The 22,803-nt window shown below is 66.2% G+C and carries 23 protein-coding genes; 13 read left to right on the plus strand and 10 right to left on the minus strand.

Features of this window, described 5'->3' with window-relative positions; genetic code table 11:
- Positions 1–671, minus strand: a 671-nt coding sequence (locus AZG88_RS15855; RefSeq protein WP_156517500.1) for a GAF domain-containing protein, incomplete at its 3' end; no start/stop codon positions are given.
- A gap of 256 nt (positions 672–927) precedes the next feature.
- On the opposite strand from AZG88_RS15855, the gene AZG88_RS15860 reads away from it, so the two are divergent.
- The gene (locus tag AZG88_RS15860) at positions 928–1,353 is read left to right on the plus strand and encodes a pyridoxamine 5'-phosphate oxidase family protein (RefSeq protein ID WP_061698204.1); all 426 of its coding nucleotides are present in this window, start codon (positions 928–930) and stop codon (positions 1,351–1,353) included.
- Positions 1,354–2,400: 1,047 nt separating this feature from the next.
- On the opposite strand, the gene AZG88_RS15870 is transcribed toward AZG88_RS15860, so the two are convergent.
- Complete coding sequence (locus AZG88_RS15870; RefSeq protein ID WP_061698207.1) at positions 2,401–2,580, minus strand: hypothetical protein; 180 nt, start codon at positions 2,578–2,580, stop codon at positions 2,401–2,403.
- A 230-nt stretch (positions 2,581–2,810) separates the two neighbouring features.
- On the opposite strand from AZG88_RS15870, the gene AZG88_RS15875 reads away from it, so the two are divergent.
- From AZG88_RS15875 to AZG88_RS15905, 7 genes are all read left to right on the plus strand, one after another.
- Entirely contained in the window at positions 2,811–4,157 is a 1,347-nt protein-coding gene (locus tag AZG88_RS15875; protein WP_061698210.1) for an MFS transporter, read from the plus strand.
- A gap of 5 nt (positions 4,158–4,162) precedes the next feature.
- Positions 4,163–5,356, plus strand: a complete 1,194-nt coding sequence (locus AZG88_RS15880) for a CaiB/BaiF CoA transferase family protein (RefSeq protein WP_043943937.1) — start codon at positions 4,163–4,165, stop codon at positions 5,354–5,356.
- Between the two features lie 24 nt (positions 5,357–5,380).
- Positions 5,381–6,574: an acyl-CoA dehydrogenase family protein gene (locus AZG88_RS15885; protein ID WP_005242495.1), complete on the plus strand. Its 1,194-nt coding sequence runs from the start codon at positions 5,381–5,383 to the stop codon at positions 6,572–6,574.
- 46 nt (positions 6,575–6,620) lie between these two features.
- Positions 6,621–7,616, plus strand: coding sequence for a LysR family transcriptional regulator (locus AZG88_RS15890; RefSeq protein ID WP_005242494.1), 996 nt, complete (start codon positions 6,621–6,623; stop codon positions 7,614–7,616).
- On the plus strand, positions 7,616–7,969 hold the full coding sequence (locus tag AZG88_RS15895; RefSeq protein WP_005242493.1) for a YidH family protein: 354 nt from the start codon (positions 7,616–7,618) through the stop codon (positions 7,967–7,969). Before AZG88_RS15890 ends, AZG88_RS15895 begins: the two co-directional genes overlap by 1 nt.
- The gene (locus tag AZG88_RS15900; protein ID WP_025432741.1) at positions 7,969–8,289 is read left to right on the plus strand and encodes a DUF202 domain-containing protein; all 321 of its coding nucleotides are present in this window, start codon (positions 7,969–7,971) and stop codon (positions 8,287–8,289) included. Before AZG88_RS15895 ends, AZG88_RS15900 begins: the two co-directional genes overlap by 1 nt.
- Before the next feature lie 124 nt (positions 8,290–8,413).
- Positions 8,414–9,238, plus strand: a complete 825-nt coding sequence (locus tag AZG88_RS15905) for a bifunctional allantoicase/(S)-ureidoglycine aminohydrolase (RefSeq protein ID WP_005242491.1) — start codon at positions 8,414–8,416, stop codon at positions 9,236–9,238.
- Positions 9,239–9,311: 73 nt separating this feature from the next.
- Here AZG88_RS15905 and AZG88_RS15910 read toward each other — a convergent pair whose 3' ends face one another.
- Positions 9,312–10,211: a helix-turn-helix transcriptional regulator gene (locus AZG88_RS15910; RefSeq protein ID WP_005242489.1), complete on the minus strand. Its 900-nt coding sequence runs from the start codon at positions 10,209–10,211 to the stop codon at positions 9,312–9,314.
- A gap of 101 nt (positions 10,212–10,312) precedes the next feature.
- Here AZG88_RS15910 and AZG88_RS15915 point away from each other — a divergent pair, with 101 nt between their 5' ends.
- The 4 genes from AZG88_RS15915 to AZG88_RS15930 all read left to right on the plus strand — a co-directional run bounded on the left by AZG88_RS15915 (position 10,313) and on the right by AZG88_RS15930 (position 14,170).
- Positions 10,313–11,362 carry an alcohol dehydrogenase catalytic domain-containing protein gene (locus AZG88_RS15915; RefSeq protein WP_005242487.1) on the plus strand — a complete coding sequence of 350 codons (1,050 nt, stop codon included), beginning with the start codon at positions 10,313–10,315 and terminating at the stop codon, positions 11,360–11,362.
- Entirely contained in the window at positions 11,359–12,789 is a 1,431-nt protein-coding gene (locus AZG88_RS15920; protein ID WP_061698212.1) for an MFS transporter, read from the plus strand. Before AZG88_RS15915 ends, AZG88_RS15920 begins: the two co-directional genes overlap by 4 nt.
- A gap of 83 nt (positions 12,790–12,872) precedes the next feature.
- Positions 12,873–13,757, plus strand: a complete 885-nt coding sequence (locus AZG88_RS15925) for an aldo/keto reductase (protein ID WP_061698215.1) — start codon at positions 12,873–12,875, stop codon at positions 13,755–13,757.
- A gap of 11 nt (positions 13,758–13,768) precedes the next feature.
- Positions 13,769–14,170, plus strand: coding sequence for a (R)-mandelonitrile lyase (locus AZG88_RS15930; protein WP_061045178.1), 402 nt, complete (start codon positions 13,769–13,771; stop codon positions 14,168–14,170).
- A 24-nt stretch (positions 14,171–14,194) separates the two neighbouring features.
- Here the strand turns inward: AZG88_RS15930 and AZG88_RS15935 are convergent, their stop codons facing one another.
- From AZG88_RS15935 to AZG88_RS15960, 6 genes are all read right to left on the minus strand, one after another.
- Positions 14,195–14,839, minus strand: a complete 645-nt coding sequence (locus tag AZG88_RS15935) for a TetR/AcrR family transcriptional regulator (RefSeq protein WP_025432740.1) — start codon at positions 14,837–14,839, stop codon at positions 14,195–14,197.
- Positions 14,836–16,311, minus strand: coding sequence for an MFS transporter (locus AZG88_RS15940; RefSeq protein WP_025432739.1), 1,476 nt, complete (start codon positions 16,309–16,311; stop codon positions 14,836–14,838). The genes AZG88_RS15935 and AZG88_RS15940 overlap by 4 nt, the downstream gene beginning before the upstream one ends.
- A 100-nt stretch (positions 16,312–16,411) precedes the next feature.
- Complete coding sequence (locus AZG88_RS15945) at positions 16,412–17,119, minus strand: nitroreductase (protein WP_005242479.1); 708 nt, start codon at positions 17,117–17,119, stop codon at positions 16,412–16,414.
- Between the two features lie 150 nt (positions 17,120–17,269).
- The gene (locus AZG88_RS15950; protein ID WP_005242478.1) at positions 17,270–18,244 is read right to left on the minus strand and encodes an amidohydrolase family protein; all 975 of its coding nucleotides are present in this window, start codon (positions 18,242–18,244) and stop codon (positions 17,270–17,272) included.
- Between the two features lie 53 nt (positions 18,245–18,297).
- Positions 18,298–19,575: an FAD-dependent oxidoreductase gene (locus AZG88_RS15955; protein ID WP_005242476.1), complete on the minus strand. Its 1,278-nt coding sequence runs from the start codon at positions 19,573–19,575 to the stop codon at positions 18,298–18,300.
- 8 nt (positions 19,576–19,583) lie between these two features.
- Complete coding sequence (locus AZG88_RS15960; protein WP_025432738.1) at positions 19,584–20,858, minus strand: MFS transporter; 1,275 nt, start codon at positions 20,856–20,858, stop codon at positions 19,584–19,586.
- A 177-nt stretch (positions 20,859–21,035) separates the two neighbouring features.
- Between AZG88_RS15960 and AZG88_RS15965 the strand changes: the two genes are divergently transcribed.
- Positions 21,036–21,920 carry a LysR family transcriptional regulator gene (locus tag AZG88_RS15965; protein ID WP_061698216.1) on the plus strand — a complete coding sequence of 295 codons (885 nt, stop codon included), beginning with the start codon at positions 21,036–21,038 and terminating at the stop codon, positions 21,918–21,920.
- Positions 21,921–22,605: 685 nt separating this feature from the next.
- Here AZG88_RS15965 and AZG88_RS49880 read toward each other — a convergent pair.
- Positions 22,606–22,803, minus strand: a 198-nt coding sequence (locus AZG88_RS49880; protein WP_061045183.1) for a DUF4193 domain-containing protein, incomplete at its 5' end; no start/stop codon positions are given.

Genomic DNA, 22,803 nt, shown 5'->3' on the forward strand with positions numbered 1-22,803 from the left:
GGGTCGATGGCGGCGAGCAGTTCACCGCGGATCTCGCTGGTGGCCTGCTGCCACTGCTGGCGCTCCCGGGCTTGTTCGAATAGGCGGGCGTTGTCGATGGCGATCCCCGCCGCCGCGGCGAGGGCCTGCACGAGAATTTCGTCGTCCTCGGTGAAGGAATGGCTCCCGTCCTTTTCGGTGAGATACAGGTTGGCGTAGACCTGCCCGCGGACGCGGATCGGCACGCCGAGGAAGGTGCGCATCGGCGGGTGATGTGCGGGGAACCCGGAGGAGGCGGTGTGCTGGGCGAGGTTGTCGAGGCGGAGTGGCGTAGGGCGGTCGATGAGCAGACCGAGCAGTCCGTGCCCGGTGGGCAAATCCCCGATCAGTAGCCGTGTGTGCTCGTCGATGCCGGCATAGATGAATTCCTGCAATCGGTCTCCGCTGTCGTTGAGCACGCCGAGTGCCCCATATCGGCAGTCGACCAGCCTGATGGCCGCGTCGACGGTCCGCCGCAGTGTCGCTGCGAGGTCCAGCCCGGACGAGACGGTGAGCATCGCCTCGAGTAGTCCGTCGAACTGCTCTCGGGAGGCGGTCATCTGCTCGATGCGGTCCTGCATCTCGGTCAGCATCTCTCGTAACCGTATCCGCGAGAGAGTGTCGAGCAGGAGTGATTCGTCGTCGCCTGGCATCGTCACCAGCTTTCTGCGCCGCCTCGTGACGCGCCCCGCCGTACAAACCCGGGCGCAGCCGGCAGCGCCGCCGTGCACCCGAGGATATCCCCTTTTGGTCGAGGTCAAACTCGGCCACGGGCGGACGATGCGCCATTGGTGACTCTGAGCGACAGCAACGACTTAGGACTCTAACCATTCGAAGAAGGAAGGGTCATGCTGAGGACGTAGACGCACGAACCCCGACCGTCGCGCCTGGAAAGAAGACCACAGCGTGATGAGTACCTCCGGCCGTGACGGCACCCTGACCCCGACCGAATGCGCCCACGCGTTGCGGTCGGTACCCACGGGTCGTCTGCTCTACACCGAGGACGCCCTGCCTGCGGTGCGGCTGGTGACCTTCGCCGCCCCCCACTCCGAGATCATCATTGCGACCGAGAACGAGGTCTGGTTCGACCGCCTCGATCGGACGTTCGTGGCGTTCGAGGCCGGCCACGTCGAGTCGGGAACCCGTGCCGGATGGAGCGTGGTCGTTCTCGGCCACGCCCGCACCGCCACAGGCTCGGAGTATCTGTCCGCGTTCGACCACTCGGGCATCTCCCCGTGGACGATCCAGCCCTCTGATGGTTACCTCGTCCTCGACATCGAGTACGTCACGGGGCGACGGCTGACCCTGCCCCGGCTGGCAGGCGACCAGCGGTAGGGCCTCTGTTCCTGCATCCCGGTGAGATGTCCTTGCAATCGGGAGACCACCACCACCGTCGGAGTCCGCTTCGGCCACGCGAAAGGCTCACCAGTTCACCCGGGGCTGTGTGCCGTTGTGGGAGTGTGTCGAACAGCGACGGCAGCAAGGCTCACGAGAGCAGGGGGCCGGCACCACGGGCCCAGCGGGCTGGGATCGGGCCACTGAATCGGCTCATCATCGGCGAGACCACGAGGTTGCCGACGGGGGATGGGTTCATCGGATTCGCCGGCGCGCAACGCAACACGTCGTCAGCGGGAACACTTGCCTGTCAGATAGGCGACGGCTTCTCGTCGCTGCCAGCCGGCCCGGGGTCGTCTCCATCAGCGAACATCGCCTGGATCCGTTGAAGGATCTCCGGTGTGCTCAGTGCTCGGCGGGTGGGAATCGAGTGATGCGGTGCGCTCACCGAAGAAGCCTGCAGGCGTGTCATGTGGGTACTCTCAGTCGCACAGATGTCGCCGAGCGGTACCCAAGGCGCGGGCACCGCACCCGGTCACCATCAGTGTTCCTATCCACGCGACGGGCAGGCTAGGGGACAAAGTCCTTTCCGCCGACCGATCGAGAACCGGCGGCGCTGGGGTAACGCCGATGACTTCCCCGGAGTGGTTTCGTTGTCTCGGCGTGCCTTCTCGGCAGTGAACCCGCCGCGTGGTCGTCGAGACCGGGACGCGAAACGTCGACGGGTCCGAGCACCTCCCCGATGGGCCGGATGGCAGGCCACCCGTTCCGCGTGTCGGCGTCGGTGCGGATCCGCACCGGGTTCATGCCGGCAACGGCAAACCCTCGATCAGGGACACCACCGGGGGGCGAGGAAAGTCTGCCGCACCCCGGTCGGCGAGGTCATGTACTTCGTTCCCACCCCCCAACTGGATCGAAAACCCCCACCGCCGTTACGGATCGACGTGGGCGACATACGGTCAGCCTGCTTCGGACCGGTCCATCCGCAGCCGCGCGGGGGCCTCAATCCCCGCGGCGGCCAAAGGCTGGAGTACGTGCCACGGGTGATCATCTCCCACAAACTCGGTAGCTACGGAAGCGCGCGACCCACACCGACAGGGGATCGGTCGACATGTCCGAGAGTGCGGCAATGTCGAAGGCCTCGGCCGCTCTGTTGACGCCGCCGTTGTCCACGACTGCAAGAAGATGCTCCATCTGCCGCACGTCCATGCTGGCGACGTAACCCATTGGGGCACGCGTCGGCAGTGCCCCGGTCTGCCCGTCGTTGTGGCCCCGGTTCCGGCTCGCCGGACGTACCTGACCAGAACCTATAGGCAAAACCGTATGGTCCGACCGCGAATTGCCGGTTGATGCCGCGCCGCTACTCGGCTGTGCTGTTGGTACCGCTCCTGACGCTCCGTCGCAGCTGCCGTCGGGGCAATCCACAGCCTGAGCGCTCACACTTCCGGAGGATATTCATGGTGACGATCGAAACCAGTCCGGGCGACACCGGACATCGGCGGCTCCGCCCGGCGAGCCGGCGTGCATGGGGCATTGTAGTCCTGCTGTTCCTGTTCTTCACGCTGAACTTTGCCGACAAAGCCGCGATCGGACTGGCGAGCCACCAGATCCGTGACGACCTCGGAATCACCGCAGGTCAGTATGGGTTGCTCAGCAGTGCCTTCTTTTGGCTGTTCGCCGTCGGTGCGGTCACCCTGACCGCGGTACTCCGCAAGATCTCGTACACCTGGGGTGCCGGACTGCTGATGGTGACCTGGATTGTCAGCATGCTGCCCCTGACCGTTCAGACGTCGTTCGGCGTGCTCCTCGTGTGCCGAATTGCATTGGGCTTCTTCGAAGGTCCCGCGCACGCGCTGTGTCAGTCGATCGTCGCCGACCGCTTTGCGCCTGACAAGAGGGCGACGGCCGGCGCCCTCGTCAACGCCGGCTCCTCGGTGGGCCCGCTGGTGGCCGCCCCCGTGCTGACATGGGTGATCCTGACCTGGACCTGGCACGCCGCGTTCGCTGTCCTCGTTGCCCTGGGCGTGCTGTGGGTGATCGGGTGGTTCTGGTACACCGAGAAATTGCCGTTCAAGCGGACCGAGGCTGCGGTCGAGGGCGTCGCGAAGATCGAAGACCCCAACGGAAAGATCGTGGTTCCCTTCCGCCGCCTGCTGACGTTGCAGAGTTTCTGGGGCCTGGTTCTCCTCTCGTTCGCCGGTTACCTCATCTCCTCGCTCAAGGTGGCGTGGCTGCCCGCGTACATGAACGAAGGGCTCGGGTACTCGGCGAGCACCGTCGGCACGCTGGTGACATTGCCGTACATCGTCGCGGTTGCCGTCCTGCTCTCGGCGGGCCTGTTGTCCGGCCGGCTGCTCCGGAAGGGCTACAGCTCACGGGTCGCGCGCGGCTACCTCACCGGTGCGTATCTGCTGGTCGGAGGCATCTCGATGGTGATCTTCACCCAACTCGCGCCGGGACCGTTGCAGCTGGTATTCGTCATTGCCGCGTTTGCGGTCAACAGTGTCGCGTTCTCCGTCGCCTTTGCCGGTGCGTCCGACTTCCTGCCGGCCCGGCAGCGGGTGGCGTTCTTCGGCTGCATCATCGCCGCCTACAGCGTCGCGGGCATCGTTGCCCCGTACGCCCTCGGACTGATCATCGAGCATGCACCCAGCGCGGCGCAGGGCTACTCGACCGGTTTCATGTTCGTCGGCATCACGGTGTGCGTGCTCGGTGTCGTCGGTGGCGTGATGCTCAACCCCGAGAGGGCCAAGGCCAGGCTCGAGAATCTGACCGCCGAATACGCAGCGCGAGAGGCGCGGTGAGCACCATGCGTGGACCTCTCACCGGCATCCGGGTACTCGACCTCGGCCAGTACATCGCAGGACCCAGCGCCTGTCAGACCCTCGCGGATCTCGGCGCGGACGTCCTGAAAGTCGAGAGCTTGCGCGGCGATCAGGCTCGGAGTATCGGTACGTTCGGCGAAGCGATGGTGCAGGCCTACAACAGGGACAAACGCAGCATCGCCCTCGATCTGAGCCGAGACGAAGCCCGGGTGATTCTCCACCGGTTGCTGGCCGAAGCCGATGTGCTGGTTCAGAATTTCCGCAACGGCTCCGCCGAACGTCTGGGAATCGGAGCGGACGAGTTGAGCCGCCGTTATCCCCGACTCGTGCACGGAAGCGTGACCGGATTCGGGGTCAACGGGCCCTCGAGCGCCCGTCCGGGACTCGACATCGCAGCACAGGCAGAGTTCGGGCTGATGCACGTCACCGGGGAAGCGGACGGGGAGCCGCAACGGCTGGGGCTGCCCGCCGCCGACGTCACAGCGGCCAATGCACTCGCCACCGGCATCCTCGCCGCGCTGTACCAACGAACTTCCACCGGTCGGGGCGCGCACGTTCAGACCTCGCTGATGGAGGCGACATTGGCGATGCAGGCGGCGAACTGGGGGGAGTACACGATCACGGGGCAGGCACCGCGGCGCAAGGGGAACGGCCAGGCGCACGCCGCACCGGCTGCGGATGTCGTCACCCTGACGGACGGAAAGATCGTGCTCTCGGCCTACACGGACGAAAAGTGGTCTGCGCTGTGTCATCTCATCGATCGCCCGGACATGATCGACGATCCGCGGTTCGTCGACAACCCGGCACGCGTCGCGCACCGGCCCGCACTCTTGGCGACTCTCTCCGAAGCGTTCGGCACGATGACGCGCGATCAGGCCGTCGAGCGGTTGCTGTCCGCCCAGATCGTATGCGGCGCAATACGATCCTTCGACGACCTGGCCGAGGACAAGGATGTCGTGACTTCCGGGGTCCTCGTCGACGTCGCCGGAGCCGACGGCGCGTCGTTCACCAGTCCTGGGCTGGCTTTCACACTCGACGGCCGTCGCCGCACCACGTCGGTCGCCGCGCCGACCACCGGGCAGCACACCTCGGCCGTCCTGCATGAACTCGGCTACTCGGACGACGAAGTGGCTGGACTGCTCGACAGCTGCGTTGTCGGCGACTCCGCACTCAACTGACACCTACTTCGAAAGGTTCCCAACATGATCGACCCAGAGGTCTTCGACTACGACTTCCCCACCTACCTGAAGGCAATTGCCGACTTCACCGAAAACGAACTCGTCCCGGCTGAGAACGAGATGGTCGAGGCGGGTGAGGTTCCCGCCCGAATCCTCGACCGGATGGCGGCACTCGGCCTGTTCGGCATCTCCATCCCCCGTGCGTACGGCGGCCTCGAATGGTCGATGGAGCAGCAGGTACAGCTCACCTTCGAATTCACCCGTGCGTCGTGCGTCTACCGGTCACGCTTCTCGACCGTGATCGGACTGTGCTCGCAGGCGATCCTCGACCACGGCACCGAGGACCAGCGCCGGCGGATGCTTCCCGCCATGGCCGCAGGCGAGTTGGTCACGGCCTTCGCCCTCACCGAGGAAGTGGCCGGCTCGGATGCGGCCCACCTGCGCACCACCGCCGTGCGTCGAGGCGACGTGTACCTGCTCGACGGAAGCAAGCGCTACATCACGAACGCTGCCTGGGCGGACGCGTTCATCGTCTTCGCGCGGACCGACGAATCCGACGAGGGCGCCGGCGGGGTGTCAGCCCTCATCGTGGACGCCGCCTCGCCCGGCGTGCGGACGGTCCTGCCCACGATCATGAACGGGCACGCCGAGGCGCCGGTCGGCGAGATCTACTTCGACAGAGTCGAGGTGCCCGCAGCGAACCTCCTCGGGGGCATCGAAGGCGCCGGGCTGACGATGGCACTGCGCGGTATCAACCATGCCCGCTTGCACGTCGCCGCGACCTGTGTCGGCCAGGCCACTCGCATGTTGGAAGAGACGACTTCACATGCCAACGGCCGCAGACAGTTCGGTGCTCCGCTGGCGGATCTCGGCGCGGTTCAGGCGACACTCGGAGCCAGCTTCGCCGAACTCGAGGCCGGGCGTGCACTGACAGTGGAGAGTGCGCGAGCCTTCGACGAGGGCGACATCCCACGCCACCGTATCGCCGCCGCCAAGCTGTACAGCTCCGAGATGGCGAGCCGGGTCGCCGACCGTTGCGTTCAGCTACTGGGCGGTGAGGGCATCGTCGGTTCGCACCCCGTGCCGCGGATGTGGCGTGACGTTCGTGCACTCCGCATCTACGAGGGATCCTCGCCGATCCACGAGCGGAACCTCGCCAAGGCCATGATCACACAGGTCGGCGTCGACGGGACACTGCCCGACTCCTACCGCGTCTGACACGGAAGGAGTGCAGGTCCGCCGGGGCGGAGGGAAGGATGAGGCCATGGACATCCGACAACTCGAGTACTTCCTTGCCGTTGTCGAGCACCAGGGTGTGAACCGGGCGGCTCAACACCTGCACGTCGCGCAGGCGTCGCTCTCACAGGGCATCCGTCAGCTCGAACGTGAGCTGAAGCTGAGCCTGTTTCACCGGACCGGCCGAAATCTCGTGCTCAACCCCGCGGGCCGGCTGCTGGTGGAGCCTGCCCGCAAAGTGCTCGGCGACCTCGTCGCCGCGCAGGACATCATGCGCGGGGCTCGTGAACTGCAGGTCGGGTCCGTCACGATCGGCACGATGCCGGAGATGTCCAGCGAGGCGGTCGCCGCGTGGAGTGCCTCGTTCACGAGTCTCTACCCCGAGATCCGGATCGAACTGTTGGAGTTCCCCGGCGCCAGGGAACTCTGCGACGAGGTGCTTGCCGGGCACTGCGAACTCGGCTTCACCACCTTTCCCGTTCCGACGGAGAACCTCGAGCGGGTGGAACTGGGGGACCAGAGGCTGCTGCTGGTGATGCCTCCCGGGACCCCCACCCCGGACGGGCCGTTCGAGCTGCGGCGGCTCGAGGGTGTGCCGCTCGTGGTGAGCAACTCGGCGCTACGCGAGAACGACATCGTCGCCTCGGTGCTGCGACGAGAGTCGGTGATTCCACTGGTCCGGGCGCAGATGCCGAACCGGCACGCGCAGATGACGCTGGTCCTCAACGGTGCGGTCAGCGCACTGCTGCCGCTGCGGATGGCGACGGCAGCTCACCGGTTGGGTGCGGTCGTCGTCGAAACGGATCCGGAGATCCGGACGCCGTTCGGCATCGTTCACCGCCCCGGGGCCTTGACCCCCGCCGCACGGAGCTTCGCCGTCCAGAGCCACGCGGACCTGGCACGGCGCAACGCGCGGATCGCCGAACTGGAGGAAGCAGGCGCGTCGCTTCTCGACGCCGCCCTGACGGAACAGTCCGAAGGGGAAATGAACAGACACCGCGCTCGGAAAGGACCTGGCACCTGATGCCGAACTGGACACCGTTCCGTTCCGGAAAGGACCCCGACCCGCGCTTCACGCTCGCAAACGAACGCACCTACCTGGCCTGGATGCGCACGGCCACGGCATTCGTCGCCTCCGGGCTCGGGGTCGAGGCCTTCGGTGGCAGTCTGCTCCCGCCTGCCGTTCGTACGGGTTTGGCCGCACTGCTCCTCATCTCGGGTGCCGTCGTCGCGGTCGCGTCGTTCGTCCAGTGGATCAGTGCCGAGCGAGCACTGCGGACGGGCCGCACGCTGCCGGTTCCGGTAATGGCACCGGTCGTAGGTGTGGTGCTCGTCATCTGCGCATCCGTCTTGGTCATCGAAGTTCTGAGGTTCTGATGGTCGCGACTCGGTCGACCGACGCCGGACTTCAGCCCGAGCGCACCTCGCTGTCCTTCGCGCGGACGAGTGTGTCGATACTCGGGTTGGTAGTGGCCTGCCTGCGTTGGCTTCCGCCCAGCAGCTCCACAGCGCTGGTCGGACCGGTGATCGTCGGCGCACTCGTTTCCGGGGTCACGGTTCACGAGCATCGGTCACGGTCCCACCGGATGACGCGATTTGCGACAGAGTCCGCAACACCGGCCCTCGGCGCGGGAGCTCTCCTGGCCGTGAGCATCGTCGTGCTGAGCCTCACTGGACTGTGGGTTCTTGCGCACTGACGCCCGGACTCGGGTGCAGCCACCACCCTCCGCACGAATATTCTCGTGTGGCGTCCACAGGCGGAAGATCGACACCACCGGTGGCACGCGACTGTCCCCGGCCCGACAACCCGATTAGGAAAGCATGAACTACTTCGTTCCGCGAGGCGGCCTGCCGCCGCAAACCGACCTGACCACAGACCGCGCGGTCTTCACGGAGTCCTACGCGGTCCTGCCGCGTCGCACGATGAGCGATATCACCGCCAGTCTGCTGCCGCACTGGAACGGGACCAGGGCGTGGGTGCTGGCGCGGCCGTTGTCCGGATTCGCGGAGACGTTCTCGCAGTACATCGTCGAGGTGTCGTCTGGTGGCGGCAGTGACCGTCCCGATGCCGATCCGGGCGCCGAGGCCGTCGTGTTCGTTGTCGACGGTGCGCTGACTCTCACAATCGACGGGGTCGAGCATGTGCTGGATGCGGGTGGCTACGCCTTCCTCGCTCCCGGCGCCCGGTGGACCCTGCACAACCACGGTCCGGCCACCGCGACGTTCCACTGGATCCGCAAGACCTATCAGCAGGTCGACGGTATCGAGGTGCCCGAGTCTTTCGTGACCCGGGAGCAAGATGTCGCCGGCGTCGAGATGCCCGACACGAATGGGGCATGGAAGACCCAGCGGTTCGTCGATCCGACCGACATCCGCCACGACATGCACGTCAACATCGTGTCCTTCGAACCGGGAGGTGCGATCCCGTTCCCCGAGACGCACGTCATGGAACACGGTCTGTACATACTCGAGGGAAAGGCTGTGTATCTGCTCAACAAGGATTGGGTCGAAGTACAAGCGGGCGACTTCCTATGGTTGCGTGCCTTCTGCCCCCAGGCGTGCTACGCGGGCGGGCCGAGTCGATTCCGCTATCTGCTCTACAAGGACACCAACCGGCACGCCGGCCTCCAGCTCGGACTCTCCTGAACGTGGTCAGGATCCTGCGTGCCCCTGTCGTTATCGCAAGGATGGCGGCATTCCGATCCGCTGTGCGCAGGGGTCAATGTGGTCTGCTGGGAGCGGTGTGTTCGGTGCCGAGTGGTTCCTGGCTGGCCAACCAGGATGCGAGGAGTTTGAGGGCGTCGGCGGTGGGTGTGCCGGCGGCTGCGGTGTAGATGTTGAGTTGTAGACCGGGTTCGGAGGGCAGTTCGAGTGCTTCGAAGTCGAGGTCGAGTTGTCCGACGGCGGGGTGGCGCAGGCGTTTTCGCCCGCTGCGGTGGAAGCGGACGTCTTGTGACGCCCAGCGCTGGCGGAAGAGTTCGCTTTGGGTGGACAGTTCCCCGACCAGTGCGATGAGTGCTTTGTCGTGGGGGTTGCGGCCTGCTTCGAGCCGGAGCATGGCGGCGGCGTCCCTGGCGATGGTGTCGTAGTCGACGAAGAATTCTTCGGCGGCCTGGGGGTGGAGGTAGACGAATCGCGTGGTGTTGGCGGGGCGGCGGGGGTCGGCGAGCACGGGGGAGTAGAGGGCGCGGGCGAGGTCGTTCATGGCGATGATGTCGTGGCGGCCGTTGCGGATCCAGGCAGGCGCGTCGGTGATGGCGTCGAGTACTTGCTGAATTGCCGGGCGGACGGTCACCGCCGGGGTGCGGGGGCGGCGGGTGGCGCTTGCTTGCGATTGGCGGGCGAGGGCGAAGAGGTGGTCGCGTTCGGCGTCGTCGAGTTGCAGGGCGACGACCAGGGCGTCGAGGACGCTGTCGGAGGCGCCGGCGAGGTTCCCGCGTTCCATGCGGACGTAGTAGTCGACCGAGACACCGGCGAGCATGGCGACCTCTTCGCGGCGCAGGCCTTTGACACGGCGGTTGCCGCCGTACACGGGTAGTCCGCTCTGCTCCGGGGTGATGCGTGCGCGCCGCGTGCTGAGGAACTCGCGGATTTCGGTGCGCAGGTCGATCGAACTCATGAGTCCACGGTAGGCAGTGGCCGCCGGATGTGGGAGGTACTGGCAGTACCCGGAACGTCCGTGACTCCCCGGGCGGCCGGAATGGAGGTCAACTGGATGGCATGAAAGCGACGTACATGTTCGGCGCGGGCGATGTCCGCGTCATCGATGTTCCTGATCACACCATCCAGTCGTCGACCGACGCTCTGGTCCGGATCGTGCGGGCCTGCGTGTGTGGCAGCGACCTGCATCCCTATCACTCCATGGCCGTCGATCCCGAGGGCAGGTCGATGGGCCACGAGTTCATCGGTGTCGTCGAAGCGATCGGTTCGGATGTGAGGACGTTGCGGGTCGGTGACTTCGTCATCGCGCCGTTCGCGGTGTCGTGTGGCACGTGCGTGTTCTGCGCCGCGGGTCTGCAGACCTCGTGTGTGCGCGGCGGGTTCTGGAATGACGCCTCGTTGGGCACGGCGGGTGGTCAGGCCGAGGCGGTCCGGGTGCCGCTGGCCGACGGCACGCTGGTGAAGGTGCCGGTGGGCGAGGACGCCGACGATGCGCTGCTTGACTCCTTGCTGACGTTGTCGGACGTGTACGGCACCGGCTGGCATGCCGCGGTCCGCGGCGGCGTCGGCGAGGGCAGTGTCGTGACGGTGATCGGTGACGGGGCGGTGGGATTGTTAGCGGTGCTGTCGGCTCGCCGGCTCGGTGCCGAGCAGATCGTGTTGATGGGGCGGCACCGGGTGCGGACCGACCTCGGTCGCGAGTTCGGTGCGACCGATGTGGTTGCCGAGCGTGGCGAGGCGGGGATCGCGAAGGTTCGTGAGCTGACCGGCGGACTGGGCAGCGCGGTCGTCCTCGAGGCGGTCGGTCACCGGCCCGCTTACGATCAGGCCGTGGGCGTCGTCCGCGCGGGCGGAGTGATCAGCCGTGTGGGGGTGCCCCAGTACGAGGACGCGCCCGTCGGGTTCGGGAGCCTGTTCGGGCCGAACATCACCCTGACCGGTGGTCCGGCGCCGGTGCGCGCCTACATCGAGCAGCTGCTTCCGGCAGTCCTGGACGGCACTGTCCAGCCGGGGAAGGTGTTCGACCGGACCGTCGGTCTCGGTCAGGCGCCGGAGGGCTACGCCGCGATGGATTCCCGCGACGCGCTCAAGGTCGCGGTCCGGCCGTGACCACAGCTGTTTCCGGTCGCACCGCGGCCACCCCGGCCGCGATTCTGGGAATCATCCTGGCGAGCTATTTCATGGTGTTGCTGGACAACTCGGTGATTTTCACCGGGTTACCGAGCGTCCGATCCGGGCTCGAACTGTCACCGGCGGCGCTGTCGTGGGTTCAGGACGCGTATACTCTGGTGTTCGGTGGCCTGCTCCTGATGGCCGCCCGCGCGGGGGACATCGTGGGGCGGCGCCGACTGTTCAGGATCGGTCTCGCGATTTTCGGTACCGCGTCCTTGCTCATCGGGCTCGCGCCGGCGGGATGGTGGATGATCGCCGCCCGCGCGGTGCAGGGAATAGGTGCTGCGATCGTCGCGCCGACCTCGTTGGCGTTGATCACGACCTATTTCGACGGCGAGGCCCGCAACAAGGCCGTTGCCTGGTACGCAGCAACGGCCGGTATCGGCGCCAGCCTCGGCCTTCTGGTCGGAGGCGCGCTCACCGAGTGGATCTCCTGGCGAGCGGCGTTCCTGGTCAACGTCCCGATCGCGGTCGCCTTGATCGTCTGGTCCAGCACCGTGCTCACCGAAACCCCACGTCGAACCGGACGGTTCGACGTAATCGGTGCTCTCGGTGCGACACTCGGCATGGGTGCCGTGATCTTCGGGATCATCGAATCCGCCGAGGCCGGTTGGGGATCGGCACGGGTACAGATCGCTCTGGCACTCGGGGCCGTCCTGCTGATCGGGTTGGTCGTTCACGAGGGCCGGGTGCAGCAGCCGATCCTGCCGCTACGGTTGTTCCGCAGTCGCGAACGCAGCGGCGCCTATACCGCTCGACTGCTGTACCTCGGGGCGATGATCGGGTTCTTCTACTTCACCACCCAACTGCTCCAGGACGGGCGCGGCTTCTCCCCACTGCAAGCAGGACTCGGCTTCCTGCCGATGACCCTCGTCAACTTCGTCGTCGCGCTCATGGTTCCCCGGCTGAGCGCCCGGCTCTCGAACGGGACACTCCTCGCTACCGGGACGGCGCTGACTCTGGCCGGCATGGCATGGCTGAGTCGCATCGACCCACTCGATACGTATCTCGTAGACGTTGCACTGCCGATGATCCTGGTGGGCGCCGGGCAAGGCCTGGCGTTCGGGCCGCTGACGAACGCAGGAATCGCCGGTGTCGATTCGGCGGACGCCGGCGCGGCATCCGGACTGGTCAACACAGCGCACCAACTCGGAATGGCACTCGGGTTGGGCGTCCTCGTCGCACTCTCGGCAAACACAGGCAGCAACCTCGACGGACCGGCGGCGGTGACCGACCACGTCGGCACCGCGCTCACCGGCGGCACCGTACTGCTCGTCGTCGCGCTGGTCGTCGTCCTCACGGTGATCGTGCCCGCCGCACGGCACCGCAGTTCGGGTTCGGCTCCGCTCCGACCCGCCCCATGAAATCCGCTGGTCGAACCAGGTACTGCCGGTACCTGGTTCGACAGGCACTCCCAGCGCGCGCTGACCGAACCTAAGGTTGAAACATGACCATCCCTCAATTGACCTTGAACAACGAAATCGCGATGCCGGCACTGGGTTTCGGTGTGTACCAGACGCCGCCCGATGACACCGTTGCAGCGGTCGAGGCGGCATTGGAGACCGGATACCGGCACATCGACACCGCCGCTGCTTATCAGAACGAACGCGAGGTCGGCGAAGCCATACGCCGTTCGGGCATCGATCGCTCGGACATCTTCATCGAGACCAAGATCTGGATCACCGACTACGGCTACGACGCGACGCTGCACGCCTTCGACAAGAGCGCCCGCAAACTCGGCATCGATCAGATCGACCTCCTGATTCTGCACCAGGCACTGCCCGGCGAGTTCACCCTCACCGTCGAGGCCTACAAAGCGCTCGAGACGCTGCTCGGGGACGGCCGCGTCCGCGCCATCGGTGTCAGCAACTTCATGTCCGACCACCTCACGCGACTGCGGGACGAAACCTCGGTGGTGCCGGCGGTCAACCAAATCGAGGTACACCCGTACTTCCGTCAATCCGACGTGCTCACCGCCAACGCCGAACACGGGATCCTGTCCCAGGCATGGTCCCCGATCGGTGGGATCACCTTCTACCGCGGCGGCTCCCACGGCTCCACACTCGACGATCCCACCATCGGGAACATCGCAGCGGCGCACGGCAAGACACCGGCGCAGACGATGCTGAGATGGCACCTGCAGCAGGGCCGCCAGGTGATCCCGAAATCGGTCACCCCGTCGCGTATCACCGAAAACTTCGACGTCTTCGACTTCGAGCTCACCGCCGATCAACTCGCCGCGATCGACGCTCTCGACACGGGTGTGCGCGGCGGCCCGGAACCGGAGGACATCACCCGCGAGACATTCGGCCTCGAAATCCCCGAACCCTGAGGAGTACAGCAATGCAGATTGATCCCCACACTCCGACGACGAAGAACCCGCCCGAGCAATTCACGGGTGACGTCTGGCTCGACCGCATCGCCTTTCCCCGCGAACCCGGTCAGCGACTGGTAGTGGCGAAAGTGCGTTTTGCACCCGGCGCCCGCACCGCGTGGCACTCGCACGCCCACGGCCAGACCCTGCACATCACCCAAGGAACTGCCTGGGTACGGTCCCGCGGCGGCCAGAAGGTCGAAGCACACGCCGGTCAAACCCTCTACTGCCCACCGAACGAACAACATTGGCACGGAGCAAGCGCCGACTCGTTCATGGAACACCTTGCTATGCTCGACAACGCCGACGATCCGGCCACCACCACGACGTGGCTCGAACACGTCACCGACGAGGAATACCTGACGGGGTAGTGACCCCTCGCCACCCGCCGAACCTTACCGAGGCCACAAATTATCCATGACCTGTGCGACGTCCTGGGCGCTCATCGGCGCCGCGTCGAGGTCGTCCGCGCCGGGCCGCAATCCCGCGATCATGACTGCCATGATCCGACGCCAGCCTGTGTCGGTAACGCCGCGAGTTGTCGCGATGACGCCGCGGAGGGACCAGAAGATGAGATCCAGGTCGGCGTCGGTGGCGTCCTCACGGATGCGGCCGTGCTGCTTGGCTTGCGCCAACAGCTCGAAAAGGATCCGCCGATATTCGTTCCTCAGAACTGTTGTCTGATCGTCGTTCCACATGCGAGACAAGCATCCGCGGTTCGACGCCAGGATGGCTCCGCTGCCGTAGAGCACCTGCTCCAGACCCTCGCCCTCCGGCGCGGACGCGGCATCATGGGCCAGGGCGAGGAAGTCTTCGAGCACCTGGCGAACGAGCTCACTGATCAGCGCATCCTTGGTGGGGAACCGGCGGTACAGGGTGCCGATGCCGACGCCGGCGACCCGGGCGATCTCGTCGACACCCACATCCAGGCCACGCGCACTGAACACGGTCGCCGCCGCATCGAGTAACCGTTGCCGATTCTCCGCGGCGTCGCGACGCAGAACCTTTTCGCTCCCCTGAACGCTCACATTGGACGTCATTCGGATTCGCCGCCCACCAGCGTGCCTCCCGCAACCATCGCGAGTTCCGGGTGTCGCAGCTCGGGCGACCCTTCGAGATTCGTGGTCTTGTTCCGCTTCACTGCCGGGATGAACAGGGCCGCAACGGCGCCGAGGCCAACTGCCACGCCCAGCATGATGAATCCGTTGGTGTAGCCGGATTCCTGCGGAACCCCCGCGGAGGACGCCCCGGCGGTGACGACGCTGGCCATGCATGCAGCGCCCAGCGAGCCCCCGATCGTGCGGATGTTGGCGTTCATACCGCTCGCGACACCGGTTTGTTCCGGTGGCACCGCGGCGACGACAACATTCGACATCGCCGAGAAGGCCAGGCCGAAACCGATCCCGACCAAGGACGTGGCGAGGTAGATGTCCATCTCGGTCTCATGCAGAAGAGCCACCACGAAGTAACCGATCGCACTGACGATCGACCCCGCGATCAGCAGGTTTTTCGAACCCAGTCGAGCCGCCAGGCGGCCGGAGGCGAGTCCGAGCAGGAACATTCCCACGCTCACGGGCAGCAGCATCAGACCCGACTCGGTGACCGACGAACCAAAGCCATATCCGGCCGACGCGGGCGTCTGCAGAAACTGCGGTAGGAAGCCGAACGCGGCGTACATGCCGACCCCCATCAGCAGCGCCAACAGGTTGGCGGCCCAGACGCTGCGGATTCGCATCATCGTCATGTCGATCAGCGGGTTGGTGGATCGCGATTCAACCACCACCCACGTCACCAAGATGACTGCGGCAGCCACCAGCAGCCCGACAACGGTCGGAGAACCCCAACCCCACGCAGGCGCCTGACTCACACCGAGCAACAACGCGACCAGCCACCCGGACAGCAACAGTGCGGTGAGCCAGTTGATCTTCCCGGCGGTGCGAACGGGAGACTCGGGGACCAGGATCTGCGCGGCCAACCCGGCCAGCACGACCATGATCAGCGGAATCCAGAAGAGCCAGTGGTAACTCAGCACGGTCACGATCGGACCGGCAAGAACGATGCCGAGACCTGCGCCGACAGCGGTGAGCGCGGCGATGACGCCAACCGCTCCCACCACCTTCTCCTGCGGGAACTCGTCGCGGATGATGCCGAACGCCAACGGCAGCACGCCGCCACCGATTCCCTGGATCACCCGCGCGGCGATCATCACCGGCAGCGACGTAGCCAAGGCCGCGAGCAGAGACCCCGCCGCCAGTGCGACGAGTGCAACGACGAACAGACGCTTCTTCCCGTGCATGTCACCGAGGCGTCCCATGACCGGAGTGAAGATCGACGCCGACAACAGGTAGGCGGTCAACACCCACGTGACGTCGGCCTGTGTCGTACCCAGCGCCGACTCGAGGGTGGGCAACACCGGCATCAACAGTGACTGCAGAAGGGCAAAGGCACCGACACCAAGAGTGAGAACGGCAAATGTCAGCTGATAGTGCGTCCGCAGCGAAGCGGTTTTCATGAATACTCCCAACAAAGCGGAGCGTTCACTCCGCATGCGGAGAATCTATCATTCGAAGCGGAGGGTCAGCGCGACATCGCGTCCGTTGTTGCCGCGATGCCTATTCGCGGACCCGCGTCACGACTTCGTTCAGCGGTGCCCGCGCAGTGCGGTAGTTGTTGGCCGGGTGGTCGGTGTCGGCGAAGCCGAACGAGATGCCGACCAGGATCTTCCGGTCCGCGGGGATGTCGAAGTGCTCGCGGATGAGGGGGGAATGGCTGGCGAGCGCGGCCTGCGGGATAGCTCCGAGCCCGAGGCTCCGGGCCGCGAGTAGGAACGTGCCCACGTACAGGCCGGTGTCGACGGCTCCGTACACCCCGTGCACCGCGTCGGTGGTGATGATCGCGACATGCGGCGCGCCGAAGAAGCGAAAGTTTTCGAACGCCTGGCGGGACGACGCTTCACGGTCGCCGCGCTCCACGCCGACGGCTTGGTACAGCTGCCATCCGCTGGCGCGGCGCCGGTCACGGTAGACGCCGCGGTACTCGGCTGGGGCATCGAAATCGAACCTGGGCGGGTTGTGTCGCGCCCCGTTCGTCATTGCCTCGCGGAAGCGTTCCGTGCCCTCCCCGCTGGTCACGATGACCTGCCACGGCTGTGTATTGCACCACGAGGCCGATCGTTGCGCGACGGTGAGTAGTCGATCGATCGTTGCTTCGGGAACCGGACGGTCCTGGTAGGCGCGGCAACTCCATCGGGTGGCCAGAAGGTGCTCCAGGACAGCGGCCTCGTCCGTTTGGGGGGTGGTGACATCGGCTGGCGCGGTCATGCTCGACACCATAGCACATAATATATAAAAGATGTCGACTGTGAGACGGGTCGGAATCTGCTTTTGGTCATCGATGAGGGGGACGGGGAACACCGTTCACATGGGTCGGTGGGATGTCGGATCTGGTGCACGCTCCGTTCCTGGTGCGTCTCACATCTTCAGTAATGCTTGGGCGTTGGTGCGGGCGATCTTGATGTGGTCGTTGTCGTTGATTTCGAGTCGGTCGAACCAGTCGGCGGCTTCGCGCATGTCCTCGAACGGGTAGTCGGCGGAGAACAGGAGCCGGTCGGCGCCGACTTCCTGGATGGTGTTCAGAAGGGCCGGGGTGCGGAAGTTTCCGCTGGTGGTGAGGTAGAAGTTGTTGCGGAGGTAGTGGCCGAACGAGTGCTGGATGTCGATGCCCCGCGGTGCGACCGCAACGCGGTGGTCGGTGCGCCAGACGTTGAAGGGCAGCAGCTCGCCGAGGTGGCCGAGGATGATGTTCAGGTTGGGGTGCCGGTCGAACAAGCCGCTGCCCATCAGGCGGAGGGCGTGGGTTCCGGTTTCGACGGAGAACGCCCACGCGGACCCGTAGAGCCAGGGGTGGCCGTGGTACTGCGGCGTGGTGGACTCGAGCGGGTCACGCGGGTGCAGATAGACGGGAACATCGAGTTCCTCGACAGTGGACCAGAATTCGGCGTATCGGGGGTCGTCGAGGTAGACGACGGTGTTCTCGTCACCGACCTGGGAGAATCCGTTGACGAGGGCGCCGACGAGGCCGAGTTCGGTGACGGCGCGACGTATTTCGGTGGTCGCGGCGGCGGGGTCCTGCATGGGTAGTGCGGCGAACGAGGCGAACCGGTCCGGTCGGTGGGCCACCTGTTTGGCGGCGTAGTCGTTGAGCCGCTGAGCCCAGTCGACGGCCTGGGCGGGGTCGTGCAGGGACTGGATGCCCGGCGAGAGGAGGGAGAGAACGGCCTTGCCGATACCGCACTCATCCATCAGCTGCAGGCGGGAGTCGTGGATATCGAGCAGCATGTCCCGGTGTGCGGGCCAGGCGTCTGAGGTGAAGTGCGTGGCGGACTGCTCGACGATGTTGGGGTCGGTGGCCCCGAAGTGCTCTTCGAGGGCGATCTTGTGGACCATGTGAACTCCTGGCGATACGTGGGTAGGGTGACCGAGAATTGCGCGGTTCGGGTTCAGGCGTGGACGGGTTCGGGTAGCCGCGCGCCTTGGCGCTGCAGTACCTGGCGGACCGTGGTGGTGGTGACTTCGCCGGTCAGGGCGTGCTGGGCGGCGGCGATTCCGGAGGCCTGTCCGGTGGCGAAGGCTGTCCCCATCACGCGCAGGGAGGCTCCGGCTTGGCGGTCGCCGTCGAGGGTGCGGCCGGCGGCGTAGAGGTTGGACCGGTTGACGCTCTGCAGGCAGCCCAAGGGGATGGGGTAGTAGCCAGGATCTCCGATGAATTTCCAGGTGGAGGGAATTCCCGCGCCGGGGTGGTATTCCATGGGCCAGGCGCCGATGGCGACCGCGTCCTCCGGGGTGGCCGGGTGCAGGATGTCGTCCTCGCGTAGTCGGTGCCGGGCAATGATGTGACGCGACTCGCGGGTGCCGAGTTCCGGCCCGGTGGCGACGATGTAGGCGTGTTCGGCGCCCGGAATGGTGCGGACGGCGTCGAGGTAGGCGTGTGCTTGCAGGCGGGCGTGGCGTTCGGCGCGGCTGGTGTCGGCGGCCGAGCGGGCGTCGTACCCTTCGTCGATCATGTAGGCGATGACGTCACCGGAGATCGGCATCTGCGCAACCAGACCGGATTCGGCGAGCAGATTTTCGGCGCCGGCGGCCTTCGCCGCTCGGACCGCAGCGCCGAGGGTGGCGACGGTGACCTCGGACCCGGGGTCGATGCCGCCGAAACGGACACCGAGACTGCCGTTCTGGACCCACCCGTCGGTGCCGTATCGGACGTCTGCGGCGGCGTGGTGGGCGAGGTCGGCGTCGCCGGTGGCGTCGACGAAGGCGTCTGCGGTGAACCGGTGCACCCCTTCGTGGTCGGCGACCTCGACGGAGGTGATCCGATCACCGGCGGTGTGCGCCCCGATCAGGAGGCTGTGCAGTCGGACCTGGACACCGGCGTCGTGGGAGAGCTGGTCGAGGACGACCTTGGCGTTCTCCGGGTCGAAGACGACGGTGACGGCGTTGTATTTGCGTGGCTCGCTGACCGCACCCCGGGACCGGAGGGCGTCGACTACTTCGTCGGCGATACCGAAGACGACCTGCTCGAGGTCGTCGCGGGTGTAGAGGCCGCAGTAGGTGACGACGTTACGCAACGTGGCGGCACCGCCGAGGCAGGGCCCACGCTCGATCAGGAGGGTGCGCGCACCGGCCCGGGCGGCCGCGACGGCGGCGGCTACGCCTCCGGATCCGCCTCCGGCGACGATCACGTCGTAGTGGTTGTTCGCCGGTTCAGTGGTCGAGGTCATGGGGTAGGTCAGTCCTTTCCATTGGTGGCCAGCAGGGGCTGACCGGTGGGCTCTGAGTTGGTCGCGGCCGTGGGCGGAAGGTGCTCGTGGATGTCGGCTGTGCGCAGCCCGAGCATGGGGACGATGCCCAGCAGTGGGCCGGCGGCCAGGACCAGGAACACGACCTGGAAAGAGCCGGTCGCGCCGTACACCAGGCCGACCACGGTGGGCACGAGGGTGCTGCCGAGTTGCCAGAACGCGTTGACACCCCCGGCGGCGGAGCCGGCCAGCTGCCCGCCGGACAGTGTGGGGATCATCGCGAGCATCACCGGGCTGTAGACGTAGGCGGCGATACCGAGCACGGGTGCGATCCAGAGGAATTGGGTCACCGTGGTCGCGAAGCTGAAGGCGATCAGGCAGACGGCGAAGGTGGCCAGGATGGCGATGGTCAGGTTCTTGCGGCTCAATCCGAGTGCATCGCCGATGAAGCCGATGACCGGTTTGGACGCCACGGCGACGGCGCCGAAGATGACCACGACGGTGCCGGCTTCGACGGGGTCGATCCCGACGCCCTTGACCATCAGCAGGTTCGACCAGGTCACGAAACCGTAGGTGCCCCACAGGGCGCAGAAACCCGCCAGGCCCAGCAGGAGCAGGCTGCGGTTGTGCAGCAGCGGCCGCAGGTCCGGGCGGCCCGACCCCTTCTCCCGAACAACCAGCGGGCCCGGTCGCAGCAGGATCAGGCACACCACCCCGAGAACCATGGAGATGACGCCGAACAGGTGATATGAGGTGCGCCAGCTGTGCGAGGCGATCAGCGTGGGAACCACGGCATTGGCAACCACGAGACCCAGCGAGGTCGCGGTCATGAACACACCCATCGCGAAGCCGCGGCGCTCGGGAACGAACCAGCTGGTGATCAACTTGACCCCGGCGCCGAGCTCGGCGCCTGCACAGAGTCCGATGCAGGCCTGGAACAGCAACCCCATGGTGCGGGTGTCGGCCTCCCCGAACGCGAGCATGAACCCGCCGGACAGTAGAATGCTCAACCCCACCGTCACCCGGCTACCGACCCAGTCCGCGACGAAGCCGCCGACGACGTTGGAGAGGACGTACCCGATGTAATACGTCGTGGCGAAGAGCCCGAGACCGGCGATCGCGACGCCGAGATCGTCGCCGACCGACCCCGCGGCCGGACCCCAGGTCGCGCGATCGACCGAAGTCATGGTGAAGGCGGCCCAACAGAGCACGAGTACAACCCAGCGGTACCTGGTGCCGGACGCGGCGGTGGATATCGCGGCCATGAAGATGTCCTTTCGAGCGAAGCGTGACGGAAAACCCACATCACGCTCGTCGGCGGTTGTGGTGCCCACCACAATGAAAGCCCACTCGGTCGCCGCGATCCAATGCCGTTTCTCTGGTCCCGGTATGATCAAAAGTTATGGCACCTGCTCGGTGTCGTCCGAGTCGGGGAGAACCGGGTGGAGCTACGGCAACTGCGCTACTTCGTCGAGGCGTGCGACCGCGGTTCGCTGTCCGCGGCCGCGAAGTCGTTGCTGGTGTCCCAGCCCGCGCTGACGCGTCAGATCCAGCTCCTCGAACGCGAGTGCGGGGTTCCGCTGTTCGATCGCGTACCCTCAGGAGTTCTCCCCACCGCCTCAGGAAAAGCCCTTTACCAGCACGTAGTGACGATGCTCCGGTACGCGGACACCGCCCGCGATGCCGCGCGGGACGCCGGCCCGGTCCGCGAGACCGTGGAGGTCGGACTCGTCCCCGGATTGCCCTCACCCTGGTTGGACCGGTGGATCGACGCCGTCCGGGACACGCTGCCCCAGGCCTACCTGTCGCTGTCCGACGGGAGCAGTAACACCCATCTGCAGCGTCTGCGCGAAGGACGCCTGGATATCGCATTCCTGCATGAGCCGCCCCCGGCGGATCTGTTCCATCACCGGGTCCTCGAGGAATCGTTCGGGGTGGCGATCGACCCGAGCATCGACGTCCCCGGCGACCTTGACGACACCTGGCGGCTCGCGGCGCTGGACGGACTCGACGTCTTGGTTCATTCCCGCGAACAGGTCCCCATCGGGCACGATCAACTCGTCGCGGCCGCCCATCACGCTGGCGCGACCCCGCGGTGGCATTTTGCGAACTACACCGAGAATGCCCACGCGTGCCTGAGGGCGACCGGATCGACCGCGGCGATCCTGGTCGGCACCAGCGCTGCGCGACTGCTCCCGGACTGGACGTGGCGACGCCTGGTCGATCCACCGCTGACGATGCAAACCTGGATCGTCCGTCAACCCGTCGTGCGCACCGTGGTCGCAGCGGTCGCCGCCGCGATCATTAGTGCGGTGGATGCGTCCTGACCTGTTCCTCACACGGTGGCCGCCACCCACCCACGGACGGCTTCTGAGATCGTCGCTATCGACTCAGCTGAGGCGAACCCGCAGTATTTGGTGGCTTGCGCACCGAATCCGCACGGGCTCATCGGGGTGTTCGTCATTGTGAGCGTCGAGGGTGAGGACGCGCTGATCGAGTCCGTCGACGAGGCGGCGCCGGGCCGCTTCCCATTCCACTGCAAACTGTCGCGGCTCGTGCCCGCTGAGTCGTTGCCGCGTTCTCTGCTCGCGGTGCTGGACGGCTCGGCGGCGAATCGTGCACGGTGGGGTTGGAGCGCAGCGGATTTCGGGCGCGGGCCAGGTCTGCGACCAGGCGCCCGCGATCAGCCCACCGACACGGTCGTTTGTCAGCGGCTAATGCGGCAGCGTGTGGTCGGGGTCGGCGTTGGTGTGTGTCCGCGGGCCGCACCGCCGATGGGCGGATCTGCTGTCGGTTGGGATGAGGAGATGAGGAAGCTGACCCGGCTGGCACGGGAAGCTGACGAGATCGCCGAGCAGTACCGCCGCGACCACCGAGGAGCACGCCGGGTGTTGTGCCGGCCTGGGATCCAGCTGAGGTGGAGCTGGAAGGTCTTGAACCGGTGGTGTGGGCCGTCTATGGGCCCGTTGAAGAGCGTGCTCAGGCGCCGTCCCTCGGATGCGTCGGGCTTCCTCAGGCGCAGTCCCGGCAGATCAGTTGCGTACTGTCGGCGAGGCGGCTGCGGTGATGGACCAGGAAGCAACTGGTGCAGGTGAATTCGTCCGACTGCTTGGGGATGACGCGGACGGTGAATTCTTCACCGGACAGGTCGGCGCCGGGCAGTTCGAACGACTCTGCGGTGTCGGTGTCCTCGACGTCGACGACGGGGGA

Origin of the sequence: Rhodococcus sp. LB1 (assembly GCF_001583455.1) — a bacterium.
Taxonomy (GTDB): Bacteria; Actinomycetota; Actinomycetes; order Mycobacteriales; family Mycobacteriaceae; genus Rhodococcus_F; species Rhodococcus_F opacus.